A 15,110-nucleotide genomic window follows, 5' to 3' on the forward strand; every position below is an offset into this window, starting at 1 on the left:
ATCACCTACTCATCGATATCTTTCTTCTCTTTGGCATCTTTATTTGCGTACCGCTGTAAATCTTTTGGACGATAGGACTTAAACCGCTGATTTTGAAACTGATTCGGTAAACGATACAATACTTTATTAAAATCCTCTACTACAAGAGGGTAGATAGGTGAAAGATATGGCCTGCCAAGAGATGTTAGTCTTAGTAAATGAATAATCAGTAGACTAGCACCAAAGAAAATGCCAACAATCCCTAACAATCCCCCTAATATAATCATCGGAAACCGTAAAATCCGAACAGTAGTACCCATTAAATAGTTGGGAGCCGTAAAGGATGCTAATGCACTTAAAGCAACAAAGATAATGAGCACATTACTTGTAACCCCTGCTTCCACTGCTGCTGTTCCAACAACTACACCACCAACAATACCAATGGTCTGCCCAACCTTAGTTGGCAGTCTCGCCCCTGACTCCCGCAGCAATTCAATCATAAGCTCAAGAAATAAGGCCTCGAGTATTGGTGGGAATGGTACCGCAGCCCGAGACTGTCCGAGATTAATTAATAATGGAGTTGGAATAATTTCATAATGAAATGTAACTGCTGCCACATAAAGTGGGGTTAGTAATGTAGAAAGAAAAAATGATAGATATCTTAGTACCCTTAGAAATGTTCCAACATTCCAGCGCATATAAAGGTCTTCGGTTGATTCAAAAAAACTAAAAAAAGTAGACGGTGCAATGATGGCGGTTGGACTGTTTTCGACTAGTACACCAAGTTTCCCTCTATTAATGTTATAGCTAAAACGATCCGGCAATTCCGTTGTGAAAAATTGAGGGAAAATAGTCGTTGTAGAGTCTTCAATATATTGCATTAATACAGCACTATCATCCACCACATCCACATCTAGTTCCTGTAATCTTTGACGCATCGTATTGATATCAGTCTCATTGGCAATCGATTTTAAATAAATGAGCCGTACTTCACGGGGTTCTCTTTTTCCAATTATATACTTTTCCAAAACAAGATCTTCAGACCGAACACTCCAGCGAATGATGTTTAAATTGGTCGTCATCGACTCCGTGAAGCCAATTTTGGGACCTAGTACTAACGATTCCGTTTCTGATTGTTGCAAAGAGCGATTCTCTTTTTTGGACAATAAATAAGATACAACGGACTTTTCACTTTCACAGTAAATAAAGACCGCACCAATTAAAAGGTTTTTCAGAATATCATCCAGTTTTTCATAGGTTTTACCAGAGCTTAATGGTATTTCATTCAGAATGGAATCATTTGTCCATTCTATTTTTTCTCCTAATAATGGTTCTAATAAGAAGTCCTCTACTTTATCTGCTTCTACCTGATAATCGATATAAAATACTGCTACCTTTTCATTTTTCCGTTCATACGTTGTAAAACTTAAATCTGGATTGTTCTTAAACTTAGACTTTAGAAGTGATTCCAAATCCTCTATTTGTAATGGGAAGATATTGCCTTTTCCTGTTTTTTTCCTTCTGTTCATTCGATAATCCTCCGCATATTACTGGTTTATTTTTTTAGTATGCGAAGCTAAAGGAAAAATATTTAGTGTAAAAATAAAAAACTACCACAATTTTGTGGTAGTTAAAACTTGTCATTTCATCCGTTCATTGAGCAATCAGAAGTGGGAGTACTCTTTTGATGAATTTGGATGTATTTCATTATTTAGTCTTCTCTTGTAACAACATCTACTTTTCCTGTACCCGGGTCAATAACAAGGCCATGTACTTTAATTCCATCCGGAAGTAATGGATGATTACGGATAATGTCTACACTTTGTGCAACCGATTCTTCTACATTATGAAAGCCTTTGAATTCATCACTCAAATTGATTCCTGCATGTTCTAACGCTTCAATTGTTTCTTGAGCAACCCCACGTTCTATCATATTAGCGGACAAGGAATCGGTATCCACTTGTGACATTCCACAATCATGATGACCGATAACCACTACTTCATCTGCTTTTAGGTTATAGATTGCTACTAAAATACTTTTCATCACACTATCGAATGGATCCCGTATAATGGCTCCAGCATTCTTAACCATCTTAACATCACCATTTTTAATGTTTAATGCTTCATTAAGCAATTCAATGAGACGGGAATCCATACAAGTAAATATCACCATACGTTTATTTGGGTATGTATCCGTTTGATAAGCTTCATACTCTTTTTGGGCTATGAATTGTTTGTTAAATTCCAACATTTCATCTAAATGCATGATATCAACTCCATTCCTTACTTTTTTACCATAATAGCAGGAATAGATGATTTTGTCATTTTGAAAATTTTAATTTTTTCAGTTTTCATCTTATTAGTTTCGTACGGGAATGATAATTCTTCAGGATCAAATGATGTTTTTTAAAACGGTACAAATTATTGCTAATTAACTTCTTATCATTCATTCAGCAATCAGATACGATTTTTGGATAAATCATGGTACAATAATTTAATAAGGCAATCACGAATCACTAATTGGTGATATTATCTAATATGCCAAATGAGTAAGGTATAATAAACGGAAGAGCCGTTTAGTTATTCCTGTATGTTGAATCTGATATAGTGCGCGGGGTGACGCATGATGGACAAGAAAAATGATCGTAAACCAGATATTATCGATGAAGATCTATACGAAGAGTTTGATGATGAGGAACTTTATGAATTGGTTCAGGAAGAGCGAAGGAAAGCTCTGGAAAAGGCAATGAATAAAAAAGATACACCTCCCAAACGCCCATTTCCGAAATGGGCGTTTTGGCTAATTGCTATCGCATTATTTATTAATGTTTTTGCACTGATTCCTCAAACATTTTCCATTCCTGCCATCGACTTTTTGAAGACGTCGGCAAGATTGACATTAGATGAGGATATTCAAGCGTATAAAAAAGCAGTCGTTGTTGTTGAAACTCAGGACAGCAAGGGAACAGGTTTTTCTATTTCAAATGATGGTACGATTTTGACGAATCATCATGTCATTGAAGACGAGAACGGAATTGTTGTTGCTTTCCCTGACGATGGTTTGTTTGAAGCGGAAGTTGTAGAAACGTATCCATCGATAGATTTAGCAATCCTTCAAGTAGAGGAGGAGGACTTGCCACATCTGACCTTATCTGAAGAGGCCTCCTTTGAAGCTGGTGAACCTATCTATTTTATTGGAAACCCTCTGCGTTTTAACGGAATTGCCAATGAAGGAAATATTATTGGATCTACAGAATTAAGGAATTGGAAGGAACAAGTAGTGATGATTGAGGCGCCAGTCTATCGCGGAAATAGTGGAAGTCCAATTATTAATCATAATGGGGAAGTAATAGGTGTCATATTTGCAACCTTAAACCATGATATACATGGGAAAGTTGGACTGTTTGTGCCAATTGATTTGTTTTATGAATATCACTCATCCAAAAATTAATTTCATGATCTCTTTATAACGTGATTAACTAGCTGTAAGATCCCTACTTCAAGAATTCGAGATACTTCAAGAATTATAAGTGGGGGGCGGGCAGCCAGTAAACTCCTGATTCGTTCAGAGGCCTGGGTGTCTCTCCTTGTGGTACTAACAATCACTGGGGGATGAAAAAAACCCACTGATTGAAGATTCACTTTATTAGATGTTAGAGATTTATCCCTCATCTAATAGATTTCAGTAACCGATATTTAAATAAAATGTAATACTTTTGAGATAGCAACCTAGCTTTTGTTGCGTTACGATAGAATGTGTCTTATTCGATAGAAAAATGTCGAAGTATTTTAAAGAAGATGGTGGAATCCATGTTAACTTTTCATTTTATTCATAATATATATAGTAAAAACGCAAAAACTACACCCAAAAAGGGTTCTAATAAATCGAAACTTATATTGTCAGGGGGCATCCTGTGTAATGATAACTAAATCTATAAAAGAAAAGCCCCTTGAACAAATGGTTATTTCTGCTCAGAATGGAGATACTTCAGTACATAATTATTTACTGAAGACGTATCAGCCATTTATTGCAAAATGTGTCTCCGAGGTTTGTAAACGGTATATCAATCCTAAACATGATGACGAATTTAGCATTGGGTTATCCGCATTTAATGAAGCAATATTTTCTTATTCCCGTGAAAAAGGCAGCTCATTTTTACCATTTGCTAAATTAGTTATAAAACGAAAAGTGATTGATTATATTCGTTCTAATCAAAAAGTAATCAAAGCAGTTTCTCTTGATGAAAATTATGATGACGTTCAAATGGAAAATCCAACTGAAATTCGGGTTGCCAAGGAAAAATATCAAGAAAACCAAAATACGGTCCTCTTAAGAGAAGAAATTGCGGAATTCAAGGAAAAATTATCGGAGTACAAATTAAGTTTGACGGAGCTGACAGAAGTATCTCCAAAACATAAAGATGCGCGGGAGTCAGCCATTCAAACTGCTCGAGTGCTGTATGAAGATGAGGAATTACGCCAATATGTTTTGGAAAAAAAGAAACTGCCAATTAAAAATCTGACTAAAAAAGTAGAGGTCAGCAAAAAAACATTGGAACGTAATAGAAAGTTCATCTTAGCAATTTTTATTGTCTTGAGTGAAGAATTTATTTATTTAAAGGACTATCTTAAGGGTGTGGGTCAGTGAAAAAAGGAATTATTCTTGAACAACATCGAAATTATACCATCCTAATGACGAAAGACGGTGCTTTCGAAAAGGGCAAAGCCGAGGGTGGACAAATAGGTGAAGAAGTATACTTTGAGCCTATTCATTCCAGAAAGTCATTATTTTTTGCGAAAGGCAGGCGCAAACATGCGCCAGCTCAAGTGCTGTCTATGGCTTGTATACTCATATTATTACTTCTTCCTTTTTATCTTATTTCAGGAGCGAATGAAACCTATGCATATGTAACGATTGATATTAATCCGAGCATTGAATTAGAAATTGATGATAATTATCTAGTGCGTGATATTCGCCCAATGAATGACGATGCATCCAATGTAACAAAAGAGTTGAACAATTATGAAGAAAAAAACCTGGAAACCGTTATCCAAATGATTATGGAAAAAAGTGAAGAAATTGGACTTATTAATAGTGAAAAAAATATTCTGGTTGGCGTCAGTTTTTTAAATGATGAAATGGCGAACAACGAGGAGATTCTTCAAAATATTGAAAGTCATTTTAAAGTAAGGGAACCCGATTGGAATATTGCTGCATTTAATGTGCCAAAAGACATTCGGGAGTTGGCTGATGAACAGAACACATCCATGAATGAGATTATGGCATCAACAGTTGCCAGTGATGACTATGTTTCATTAAATGAATGGACAGATGATTTTATATTAGATGATGAGGAAATTGAAATTATTGATTCTTTTTATAATATTACCGATCCTGCTGAAGAAGAGGAAGCCGAAGAATCCGACAGTCAAAATGAAAGCAAAGAAGAAGCGGCAGAAACCAACTTGAATGAAGCAAGTGAGCCGGAACAGGAAGAGGAAGAAGCCCAACCAGTAATAGGTAAGGAAAAAAAGAATTCGGAGCCAAATAAAAAATCCGTTAATACAAGCGGAAAATCAACGAGCGAATCACATCCAAGTGAATTGAAAAGCAAAAATGGCGAAATCCAATCCAATGGAAAAAGTGCAGAACGTAAAAATAACAGTTCCCAATCAAGCAACAAAAAGGAAAATAATGGTAATAAAGGAAATAAAGAAAACAAGGATAAGAACGGGAATAACGGTAATTCTAACCAAGGAAACGGCAATAATAAACATTAATTGATATAATTTTAATTAATAGAGGATGTTCAAAAAGTACGGTGAAAAGGACACATCTATATAGGGGACCTTCTACTAAAACCGCCCACGTCCTTGAAAAAGAAAAGCACTTTTTCTGTGTGCGATGTATCGCTGACGAAGAGTTCCTTGTCCTGTGGGCAACGTAGAAGTCACCACACCACGCTCGGGGCCCGCTACTCAAAGCTTTGCCGCCTCGAACTTCTCGGTCCTTTTCCTCCTCCTTTTTGAACACGCACTAATAGTATGTAGAAAAAAGGAAGCAGCCAATTGGTTGCTTCCTTTTTTATTTATTTACATTTCCATGGTAACAGCTGGTGTTTGCTTCATTGCATGGTCAATATAGTAAAGAAGGCTGTCATGGGACTCAATAATTTTTTGCTGATCAAGGGAATAGTTGTACGAGTGAAGAAATTGTTGAATCTTTTTGGAAAGTAAGTCATCTTTTGTTCGAACCATTAATACAAGCAAATCATCCCATTGCCCCCAAAGCGTATAGTAAAGTGCTTTGTCGTAATCCGGAATCATTTTTCCCCTCCTTATAATTAAAGGGTCATTTCATATTGTCCCCGTTTTTACTATTACATGTGCAAAACTTTTTTGGTGTGATTACCATAAATAGGCTCACTTCCTTATCGCATAATGTGTTTTTGATGAAACATACTATGACCAGATTCACAAAAAAAGGAGGTTAAAAAGTTGAAGAAAAAGCTTGTATCTGGAGCAATTGTTGTTACTTTAGCTTTAGCAGGTGGCTGTCAAGCGGCAGATCAAGGTGCTGCTCCAAACGGTACTATGGATCAACCAAGATATGATACCAACACTGGCGACGGGATGACAAATGTTCGAAATTATACGATGCAGCGAGATGCGGATAATTTCCAAAATCGTGATACACGTAATATTAACAATCGGACAATGGATCCAAATACCCGTACAGATAACGTAAACCGTGCAAATGATAATCGTACAAACAATAATTTTTACAATCGAATGAACAATAACAATAACAATAACATTAACCGTGTTACTGACAATAGAAATGAAAATCGTTATGAAGTTTCTTCTGAAGCTGCTGACAGAATTTCTGACCGAGTGGAAGAAATTGACAATGTTTATGTGTTAACAACTGAAAACAATGCATATGTTGCAGCTGAGCTTGATACAGATAGAGGAGATCAGAATAATCGTAACAACAATCGAAATAACCAAAACAGATTTGATGATGAATTATCAGAAGATGTAAAAGATGAAATTGCGGATATTGTACAATCTGTTGATAATAATATTGACAATGTTTATATATCCACTAATCCTGACTTTTTTGATTTAACAAACAACTATGTGAATGACGTGAACCGTGGAGAACCGATTGAAGGCTTCTTTGACCAGTTCAACAATATGGTTGAGCGTCTATCTCCACAAAATCAAACGAGATAGTTTTTAGGCGGGCAACTCATACTACATGAGGTGCTCGCTTGTTTTTCCACGTTGGAAACATTATATGCTAGAATAGAAAGGAAAAGGAATTGGAGGAAAGATATATGAGTGAAAATGCCTTAGCTTATTTAAAAGAACATCGAGTTGCACTATTGGAAAAACTAAATGAGTTTTTATCCATCCCAAGTGTAAGCACGGATAGTGTTCATAAAGAGGATGTCGACAAAGCAGCTGATTTCCTTGTTACATATTTACAAGATATTAATTTTGAAAATGTGGAAAAGCAGCAAACTGGTGGGCATCCATTGGTGTATGCTGAATATAATGGAGCAGGACCAGATGCACCAACGGTTTTGTTTTACGGCCATTATGATGTGCAGCCTGTAGATCCAATTGATAAGTGGCAAAGTGATCCATTTCAACCGGAAATAAGAGACGGGCGATTGTATGCACGTGGTTCTAGTGATGACAAGGGACAAGTGTTCATGCATTTAGCTGTTTTTGAAGCATATATGAAAACAGAAGGAAAACTTCCTCTCAATGTAAAAGTATGTATTGAAGGGGAGGAAGAAATCGGAAGTGAGAACCTTTATGATGTTTTACATAAGAAAAAAGGGAAATTTCAAGCAGATTTTGCCGTGATCTCAGATTCAGGGATGGTTGCCAAAAATCAGCCGACAATCCTTTATGGATTAAAAGGATTTACCGGTATTGAAATTACGGTAACTGGTCCAGATCATGACTTGCACTCAGGCATGTATGGTGGTGCTGTTCGAAATCCGATTATGGCATTGAGTCATATTTTGTCATCGATGAAAAATGTGGATGAAGTAGTCACAGTTAAAGGTTTTTATGACGATGTGGAGCCTTTAACAGAAGAAGAGCGAAAATTAATTGCTGAAGTTCCAAGTGAAGATTTTGCCCAATCGACCGGTATTCCAGAAACTGTCTCAGAAAAAGGCTATACACCAAAAGAGCATACGATGGGACGTCCGACATTTGAGGTTAATGGAATTTATGGAGGTTATCAGGGAGAAGGAACAAAGACGATTATTCCTACATCTGCGACTGCAAAAGTTACTTGCCGTTTAGTTCCTGGGCAGGATCCTGAAAACATTCAGGAATTACTGGAGAAGCATGTCGAGAAAGTCGTACCAAAAGGCGTAACGGTTAAAGTGAAAAAAGAAAAATTATCTGCTAAAGCATATAAAGTGGAACCAAATCATCCACTTATTAAAACAGCTGCAGAGAGTTATACAAAAGCGTTTGGTAAAGAAACCGTATATATTCGGATGGGTGGTTCCATCCCAGTTGTAGAATGGATAGAAGCGATTTATAATATTCCAATCGTTTTATTAGGCTTCGGAACACCAGAAGATCGCCTACACTCACCAAATGAAAGCTTTCCGCTAGATAGTTTTGATAAAGGAATGGAAACGTTGGTTTATTATTGGGATAAAGTGACAAAAGTATAAGTAAAGAAACAGCCAGATTGCAAAGTTATGTATAAGAGGATGTTCAAAAAGTCCGGTGAAAAGGACACATCTTATAGGGGACCTTCTACTAAAACCGCCCACGTCCTTTAAAAAGAAAAGCGCTTTTTCTGCGTGCGATGTATCGCTGACGAAGTGTTCCTTGTCCGGTGGGTAACGTAGAAGTCACCACACCACGCTCGGGGCCCGCTACTCAAAGCTTCGCCGCCTCGAACTTCTCGGTCCTTTTCATCCTTCTTATTGAACACGTACTACAAAGGAGAGTAAAGTATGTCAAAATTCGCCATTGTTACCGGTGAGTCCAGGGGGCTTGGTGAGGGAATTGCAAAATTGCTTCTTGAATCAGGGGTAAATGTAATTGGTTTATCCAGAAGCCAAAATCACCATCTACCCGGAATAGCAAAAGAAAATAATCAGATTTACAAACATTACAGCTGTGATTTAAGTGATCCTGAGCAGGTAGAAGGTACTTTTAACGAATTAAAAGAATTGGTTTTTACAAAAGAGCTTTCTACTGTATTTCTCGTAAACAATGCTGCAGCAGTAGGGCCGATTGATCAAGCGATGAACGTGAATCGAAAAGAACTTGTTCAGCATGTTCACATTAATACGGTTGCTCCGATGTTGTTGACTAACTTATTTTTAAAAGAAGCACAGGAGTTTGATGCGGTTCAAGCGATCTCCGTCATCGTTACCTCAGGTGCAGCGAGAAGGGCTATATATGGTTGGAGTGCATATTGTTCCACGAAAGCAGGTATGAACATGTATACGGAAACAGTTGCATTGGAACAGGAAGAGTTACATACAGGAAATAAAGTCATAGCCTTTGACCCAGGTGTAATGGATACAGAAATGCAGGAAACAATTCGATCCAGCAACAAGGAAGCTTTTTCTGATGTTGAACGCTACCGGAAATTAAAAGAAGAAAATCATTTAAACAGCCCGATGGATGTAGCTGGTGTCCTTATCGATATACTGAATGATGAGGATGTCGTTAATGGGAAATTATACAGCATCAAAAATTATCTTTAAAGCATGAAAAAATACAGTGGGGAAAGCCCCCACTGTATTTTTTACACGTTAGGAAGGAAAGTATAAAACTTTAGCAAAGGAGTTTTTCGACGTAGCTAAAATTTTAAAGTCCTAAGTATAAGAAAAACTACCCATTCGCTAATCGACGAGCGAATGCGAGTTTTTCTAAAAATGAAAAGGTAGTATAAATTTTATTGTCAAGACTATAAATATACAGATGTTTTTCTTGTGAACCGGCCTGTATGCTAAGGTTGTTATTCAAGTGGGGTAAAGGAATATATTATTGAAAACCGTAACCTCTGCAGGAAGTGTAAGTTTGTGATAAAATTTAAAAGGCTACTATTATCTTACGTGAAATAATAAGCATTTATATATAGAAGAAACGTATTTTTATGCTGAGAAAGGAAGATTATATTTGATTACCCGTAAAAGTAAACGTGAAATTGAAAAAATGCAAGCAGCAGGTGATCTACTTGTGCAAACCCATAAGGAAATTGCAAAAATGATCAAACCGGGAATTACAACTATGGAGATTGATACATTTGTGGAAGATTTTCTAGCTAAACATGGAGCAACTCCAGAGCAAAAAGGATACAATGGTTATCCATATGCAATTTGTGCTTCGGTTAATGATGAAATTTGCCATGGTTTTCCTCGGGAAGAACAGTTGAAAAATGGTGACATGGTTACGGTTGATATGGTTGTCAATTTAGATGGTGGCTTAGCTGATTCTGCGTGGACATATGCAGTTGGGGATGTAGATGAAAGAGGCAAACGATTGATGGAAGTAACAAAGGAATCTCTGTATAAAGGAATTGAGCAAGCTCAAGTTGGGAATCGAATTGGGGATATTGGCCATGCTATTCAAACTTATGCAGAGGAAGAGGGGTTCTCTGTAGTACGTGATTTCACTGGTCATGGAATTGGTCCAACTATTCATGAAGACCCACATATTCCTCATTTTGGTCTTCCGAATAAAGGGTTGCGTTTAAAAGAAGGCATGGTAATTACTATTGAGCCAATGATTAATGAGGGAGCATGGCAGAGTAAAATGGATTCGAATAACTGGACTGCGAGAACAATTGATAATGGCCGTTCTGCCCAGTATGAGCATACCATTGTCATTACGAAAGATGGCCCACTCATCTTAACAGATCAAAATAAATAAAAATACTAACGCCCAGAATTTGCAGAAGGACAATGCTTTTCTGGGCGTTTGTTATATGAATGGAGGAGAGGTTTTTGCGAGTTGTTTCCATCTGTCCGAGTAATACAGAAATAATGGCATACTTGGGCCAAATAGATTTATTGGTTGGTGTTGATAATTATTCCGATTGGCCGTCTTCTGTTTTGAAACTACCTAAAGTTGGACCGGATCTATCGATTGATATGGAGAAAGTAGCGGAATTACAGCCAGATCTTGTACTTGCATCCTTAAGTGTTCCTGGAATGGAAAAAAATATTGAAGCACTGGAAGAAAAGAAATTACCTTATATCATTTTAAATCCGAATTCACTGGAAGAAATTTCGGATGACATTAGAAAAGTCGGGGATGCTCTCGGGTTAAAAGAACTTGGAGAAGAAAAAGCGAAACAATTTTTACGAGAAATCCAGGATATTCAAACTCAAAAGAAAGCCAATGAATATAAGCCAAGTCTTTATTGGGAATGGTGGCCAAAACCGATTTTTACTCCCGGTGGCTTGAATTGGCTAACAGAAATCAGTGCACTTGTTGGAGCGGAAAATATTTTCGCAGACCAGAACGTGGCCAGCTTTCAAACGGATTGGGAGGAAGTGAAAAAGCGGAATCCAGATCATATATGTATGGTTTGGGTTGGGGTCAAGGAAGAGAAGATGCGTCCTGAATTAGTAAAGAAGCGGCCTGATTGGAGTGAGATGAAGGCGATTAAAAATGGTAATATTCATGTGTTGGAGGAGTCACTGTTTTGCCGACCGTCACCAAGATTGCTTGAGGGATTGCGGAAATTAACTACAATTCTTAAATAAGGTGAAACTGTTGTGAAATCTTTACCAATTGGAGGGGGAGAGAACTTTCCCCCTTCTTAGTCAATAAATGTCAACCAACTCTAATTCGCGCGGTGGCCAAGTCAAATCGAGCGACAGTCACCTAATTCGCGCGACAACCAAACAACTAAAAACCTCGCAATTGCTTAAATAGCCGTTACCACAAGATAGTTTTTCGTATTATAGCCGTTTAGCTCCAGTAGTTCTACCGCCAAATAAAATAGTAATGAGCGGACTAAGCAGACAGAAGAATGCAAAAGGCAGATATTCCAGAACAGATACACCTAATACATTTGCAATAAATACACCACATACACTCCATGGGACGAGTGGATTGATAACTGTACCGGCATCTTCCAAAGTTCTGGATAATGCTTTTTTAGATAATCCAGCCTTATGGTAAATCCCTTTAAATGTTTCCCCTGTTAATAAAATCGATAAATATTGCTCCCCGATTAAAACATTTACTCCAATTGCTGTTGCAGCTGTTGTAGCAATGGTCGTTCTAATATTTCTAATCTTGTCTTGAACTGCCGTTAACAAACTTGGGATAATTCCAGTGACAAACAGTAATCCTCCGAAACTCAATGCCAAAATAACAAGAGAAATGGTGAAGAGCATACTATTGATTCCACCTTTAGTAAGCAGTTCATTTACTGGTTCAAAATCAGTCGCTCCAATATATCCATCGAACCAGATTGCCCAGATTTCTGACCACGTAAACGGATTATTCAACCATGCAAAGAAAGTTGCTACCAAACTGCTTATGGCTAAAGCGATAAATGCAGGGACACGGAATATCGTACAAATAATAAGCAATACTAGTGGAATCCAGGATGTGAAATGAATAAGATTAGTCGATATTAGTGCCTCTTGGTAGTCTTGAATATTGGTTATCATGGCAGTCTCATTTGGTGATAACATGACAAAGATAATAAACGAAATAATAAATGCAGGAATTGTTGTTAAACTAATGTGTTTAATATGGTCAAATAAATCGACACCAACAATGGTAGATGCAAGATTGGTTGTATCAGATAATGGCGACATTTTATCACCAAAAAATGCACCAGAAACTATTGCCCCCGCTGTTATAGCTAATGATGCATCCATGGCATTTGCCATTCCGATAAATGCAACCCCTATGGTTGCCGTAGTAGTAAGGGAACTGCCAAGTGATACCCCAATAATGGCTGTAACAGCAAACACAATACCGAAGAACCATGTGCCATTAATGATGGAAAATCCTGCATTAATCATAGATGGGATCGTTCCACTAATCATCCAGCTGCTGACTAATACACCGATAAGGAAGAATAGAAAAATCGCACCCATTGCTGATTTTGCACCAGCGATCATTCCTTCCTGCAGGTCTTTAAAAGAAATTTTCTTAAAAAACCCAAAAGTGATGAGCAGGAATATCCCCAATAATATCGGAATATGTGGTGCTGTTCCCAGACCAATAATAAAGTAACTGATGAGGCCTATAATGAGAATAAAGAATAGCAGGGACTCTGCTAATGATGGCTGATATTTAGGTTGAATCGGAAACATACAAAAACCTCCTGATTGTAATTTTATAAACGTCCTCTTTTAGTAAAAGAGTAAAAGAAAAAAAGCCTCATCCCATAGTAGGGACGAAGCTTTTCTCCGCGGTACCACCCTGATTGATGAAAATAATATATTTTCATCCACTTCATTTATGCTTAAATCCAATCGTTGTCTAGAATCTGCGTTCCTTGCTTAGTATACTTTCGCTTTTCTATGATGAATGTGTAATTCAATTATTTCCTGCCAAAGTTTCCACCAATCACTTTGTCTCTTCGTGCTGCCCGGGAATAATCTACTATGCATTCTTGGATTGCTTATGTGATTGTTTGATAGTATAGAATATACAATCTGCATTTGATGATTGTCAATAGTTAATTTTTCCAAAAAAAATTATTCCGGATAGTAAATGATGTTATGAAAATGAACGGGCTCTTCTCCACTATTGGAATACATATGTTCCACATTGGCTTTAAAATGGATGAATTGATTGGGGGATAGAGTATATTTTTCCCCTTGAATCTCAAGTGTCAATTTACCACTTTGGATAAGTATATATTCTTCACCTAAATGTTTTTCTGATTGATGTGTATGTCCTGGTTGAAGATGAACAGAGAAAATCTCAAATTTCTTTTCCGGATGAAAAGAGAAAATGGAGTAGACTTGATAATTTCCTTCATCATCAACGGCAGGAGTAATAGCTTTTAGATCGACAACTTCAATTTTCGTTTTATCTATTTCTTTCATAAAACTGGAAAAGGATACTTGCAACCCATTAGCGATTTTCCAAAGGGTCGTTACGGTAGGATTGGAATTCCCTTTCTCGATTTGAGCTAACATTGCTTTACTTACACCTGTTAAGTTGGAAACTTTATCTAAACTTAATCCGCGCTCCTTCCTTATGTTAACGAGGTTATAAGCAATTATATCCTGAATAGGTTCCATCACATCTCCCCATTTCTTCTAGTAGAAAATAATGAAGTTTTTTCCATAGTTGTTGTCTATTATAACATATGATTGTATAATATAACATACAACTTTGTAGGGGTAAGTTTCCTACTTTATTTGATTAGTGAGGTTGAAAAAATGGAATGAGGGCTGAAATAAGTTAATGAAGGCTGAAATAAGTTAATGAAGGCTGAAATAAGAAAATGAAAGCTGAAATATGAGAATGAAAGCTGAAATATGAGAATGAAGGCTGAAATATGGAAATGAAAGCTGAAATATGAGAATGAAGGCTGAAATATGAGAATGAAGGCTGAAATATGAGAATGAAGGCTGAAATATGAGAATGAAGGCTGAAATATGAGAATGAAGGCTGAAATATGAGAATGAAGGCTGAAATATGAGAATGAAGGCTGAAATATGAGAATGAAGGCTGAAATATGAGAATGAAGGCTGAAATATGAGAATGAAGGCTGAAATATGAGAATGAAGGCTGAAATATGAGAATGAAGGCTGAAATATGAGAATGAAGGCTGAAATATGAGAATGAAGGCTGAAATATGAGAATGAAGGCTGAAATATGAGAATGAAGGCTGAAATATGAGAATGAAGGCTGAAATATGAGAATGAAGGCTGAAATATGAGAATGAAGGCTGAAATATGAGAATGAAGGCTGAAATATGAGAATGAAGGCTGAAATATGAGAATGAAGGCTGAAATATGAGAATGAAGGCTGAAATATGAGAATGAAGGCTGAAATATGAGAATGAAGGCTGAAATATGAGAATGAAGGCTGAAATATGAGAATGAAGGCTGAAATATGAGAATGAAGGCTGAAATATGAGAATG

13 protein-coding genes are annotated in these 15,110 nt (G+C 36.9%); 8 read left to right on the top strand and 5 right to left on the bottom strand.

The annotated features are described in order from the left end of the window. Positions 1 to 5: 5 nt before the first annotated feature. Complete coding sequence (locus GMJ66_RS02495; RefSeq protein ID WP_156288766.1) at positions 6 to 1,508, bottom strand: spore germination protein; 1,503 nt, start codon at positions 1,506 to 1,508, stop codon at positions 6 to 8. A gap of 182 nt (positions 1,509 to 1,690) precedes the next feature. Further along, positions 1,691 to 2,245: a beta-class carbonic anhydrase gene (locus tag GMJ66_RS02500; protein ID WP_156288767.1), complete on the bottom strand. Its 555-nt coding sequence runs from the start codon at positions 2,243 to 2,245 to the stop codon at positions 1,691 to 1,693. A 360-nt stretch (positions 2,246 to 2,605) separates the two neighbouring features. Here GMJ66_RS02500 and GMJ66_RS02505 point away from each other — a divergent pair, with 360 nt between their 5' ends. The 3 genes from GMJ66_RS02505 to GMJ66_RS02515 all read left to right on the top strand — a co-directional run bounded on the left by GMJ66_RS02505 (position 2,606) and on the right by GMJ66_RS02515 (position 5,760). Then, positions 2,606 to 3,430, top strand: a complete 825-nt coding sequence (locus GMJ66_RS02505) for a S1C family serine protease (RefSeq protein WP_156288768.1) — start codon at positions 2,606 to 2,608, stop codon at positions 3,428 to 3,430. Positions 3,431 to 3,898: 468 nt separating this feature from the next. Beyond that, positions 3,899 to 4,627 (top strand): RNA polymerase sigma factor SigI, encoded by a 729-nt coding sequence (gene sigI / locus GMJ66_RS02510; protein ID WP_156288769.1) that lies wholly within the window; start codon positions 3,899 to 3,901, stop codon positions 4,625 to 4,627. Then, positions 4,624 to 5,760, top strand: coding sequence for an anti-sigma factor domain-containing protein (locus GMJ66_RS02515; protein ID WP_156288770.1), 1,137 nt, complete (start codon positions 4,624 to 4,626; stop codon positions 5,758 to 5,760). Before sigI ends, GMJ66_RS02515 begins: the two co-directional genes overlap by 4 nt. Positions 5,761 to 6,072: 312 nt before the next feature. Here GMJ66_RS02515 and GMJ66_RS02520 read toward each other — a convergent pair whose 3' ends face one another. Next, on the bottom strand, positions 6,073 to 6,306 hold the full coding sequence (locus GMJ66_RS02520) for a YhdB family protein (protein ID WP_156288771.1): 234 nt from the start codon (positions 6,304 to 6,306) through the stop codon (positions 6,073 to 6,075). A gap of 171 nt (positions 6,307 to 6,477) precedes the next feature. On the opposite strand from GMJ66_RS02520, the gene GMJ66_RS02525 reads away from it, so the two are divergent. From GMJ66_RS02525 to GMJ66_RS02545, 5 genes are all read left to right on the top strand, one after another. Further along, on the top strand, positions 6,478 to 7,218 hold the full coding sequence (locus GMJ66_RS02525; protein ID WP_231514793.1) for a YhcN/YlaJ family sporulation lipoprotein: 741 nt from the start codon (positions 6,478 to 6,480) through the stop codon (positions 7,216 to 7,218). A 104-nt stretch (positions 7,219 to 7,322) separates the two neighbouring features. Continuing rightward, positions 7,323 to 8,693, top strand: a complete 1,371-nt coding sequence (locus GMJ66_RS02530) for a dipeptidase (RefSeq protein WP_156288772.1) — start codon at positions 7,323 to 7,325, stop codon at positions 8,691 to 8,693. Positions 8,694 to 8,981: 288 nt separating this feature from the next. Further along, entirely contained in the window at positions 8,982 to 9,743 is a 762-nt protein-coding gene (locus GMJ66_RS02535) for a (S)-benzoin forming benzil reductase (protein ID WP_156288773.1), read from the top strand. Positions 9,744 to 10,158: 415 nt separating this feature from the next. Then, complete coding sequence (gene map, locus GMJ66_RS02540; RefSeq protein WP_156288774.1) at positions 10,159 to 10,911, top strand: type I methionyl aminopeptidase; 753 nt, start codon at positions 10,159 to 10,161, stop codon at positions 10,909 to 10,911. 74 nt (positions 10,912 to 10,985) lie between these two features. Then, positions 10,986 to 11,750, top strand: a complete 765-nt coding sequence (locus GMJ66_RS02545; protein ID WP_156288775.1) for a cobalamin-binding protein — start codon at positions 10,986 to 10,988, stop codon at positions 11,748 to 11,750. A 198-nt stretch (positions 11,751 to 11,948) separates the two neighbouring features. Here GMJ66_RS02545 and nhaC read toward each other — a convergent pair whose 3' ends face one another. Both nhaC and GMJ66_RS02555 read right to left on the bottom strand, forming a co-directional pair. After that, a complete protein-coding gene (gene nhaC, locus GMJ66_RS02550; RefSeq protein WP_156288776.1) occupies positions 11,949 to 13,322 on the bottom strand; it encodes a Na+/H+ antiporter NhaC in 1,374 nt (457 codons plus the stop codon). A 387-nt stretch (positions 13,323 to 13,709) separates the two neighbouring features. Beyond that, positions 13,710 to 14,261: a helix-turn-helix domain-containing protein gene (locus GMJ66_RS02555; protein WP_156288777.1), complete on the bottom strand. Its 552-nt coding sequence runs from the start codon at positions 14,259 to 14,261 to the stop codon at positions 13,710 to 13,712. Between the last annotated feature and the right edge of the window lie 849 nt (positions 14,262 to 15,110).

This window comes from Oceanobacillus salinisoli, assembly GCF_009733865.1.
GTDB lineage: Bacteria > Bacillota > Bacilli > Bacillales > Amphibacillaceae > Oceanobacillus > Oceanobacillus salinisoli.

Coding starts and splice junctions, on each gene's coding strand:
- GMJ66_RS02520 (WP_156288771.1), bottom strand. CDS start 6,306: ATGATTCCGGATTACGACAAAGCACTTTACTATACGCTTTGGGGGCAA.
- GMJ66_RS02500 (WP_156288767.1), bottom strand. CDS start 2,245: ATGCATTTAGATGAAATGTTGGAATTTAACAAACAATTCATAGCCCAA.
- sigI (WP_156288769.1), top strand. CDS start 3,899: ATGATAACTAAATCTATAAAAGAAAAGCCCCTTGAACAAATGGTTATT.
- GMJ66_RS02505 (WP_156288768.1), top strand. CDS start 2,606: ATGGACAAGAAAAATGATCGTAAACCAGATATTATCGATGAAGATCTA.
- GMJ66_RS02495 (WP_156288766.1), bottom strand. CDS start 1,508: ATGAACAGAAGGAAAAAAACAGGAAAAGGCAATATCTTCCCATTACAA.
- GMJ66_RS02555 (WP_156288777.1), bottom strand. CDS start 14,261: ATGGAACCTATTCAGGATATAATTGCTTATAACCTCGTTAACATAAGG.
- GMJ66_RS02535 (WP_156288773.1), top strand. CDS start 8,982: ATGTCAAAATTCGCCATTGTTACCGGTGAGTCCAGGGGGCTTGGTGAG.
- nhaC (WP_156288776.1), bottom strand. CDS start 13,322: ATGTTTCCGATTCAACCTAAATATCAGCCATCATTAGCAGAGTCCCTG.
- GMJ66_RS02530 (WP_156288772.1), top strand. CDS start 7,323: ATGAGTGAAAATGCCTTAGCTTATTTAAAAGAACATCGAGTTGCACTA.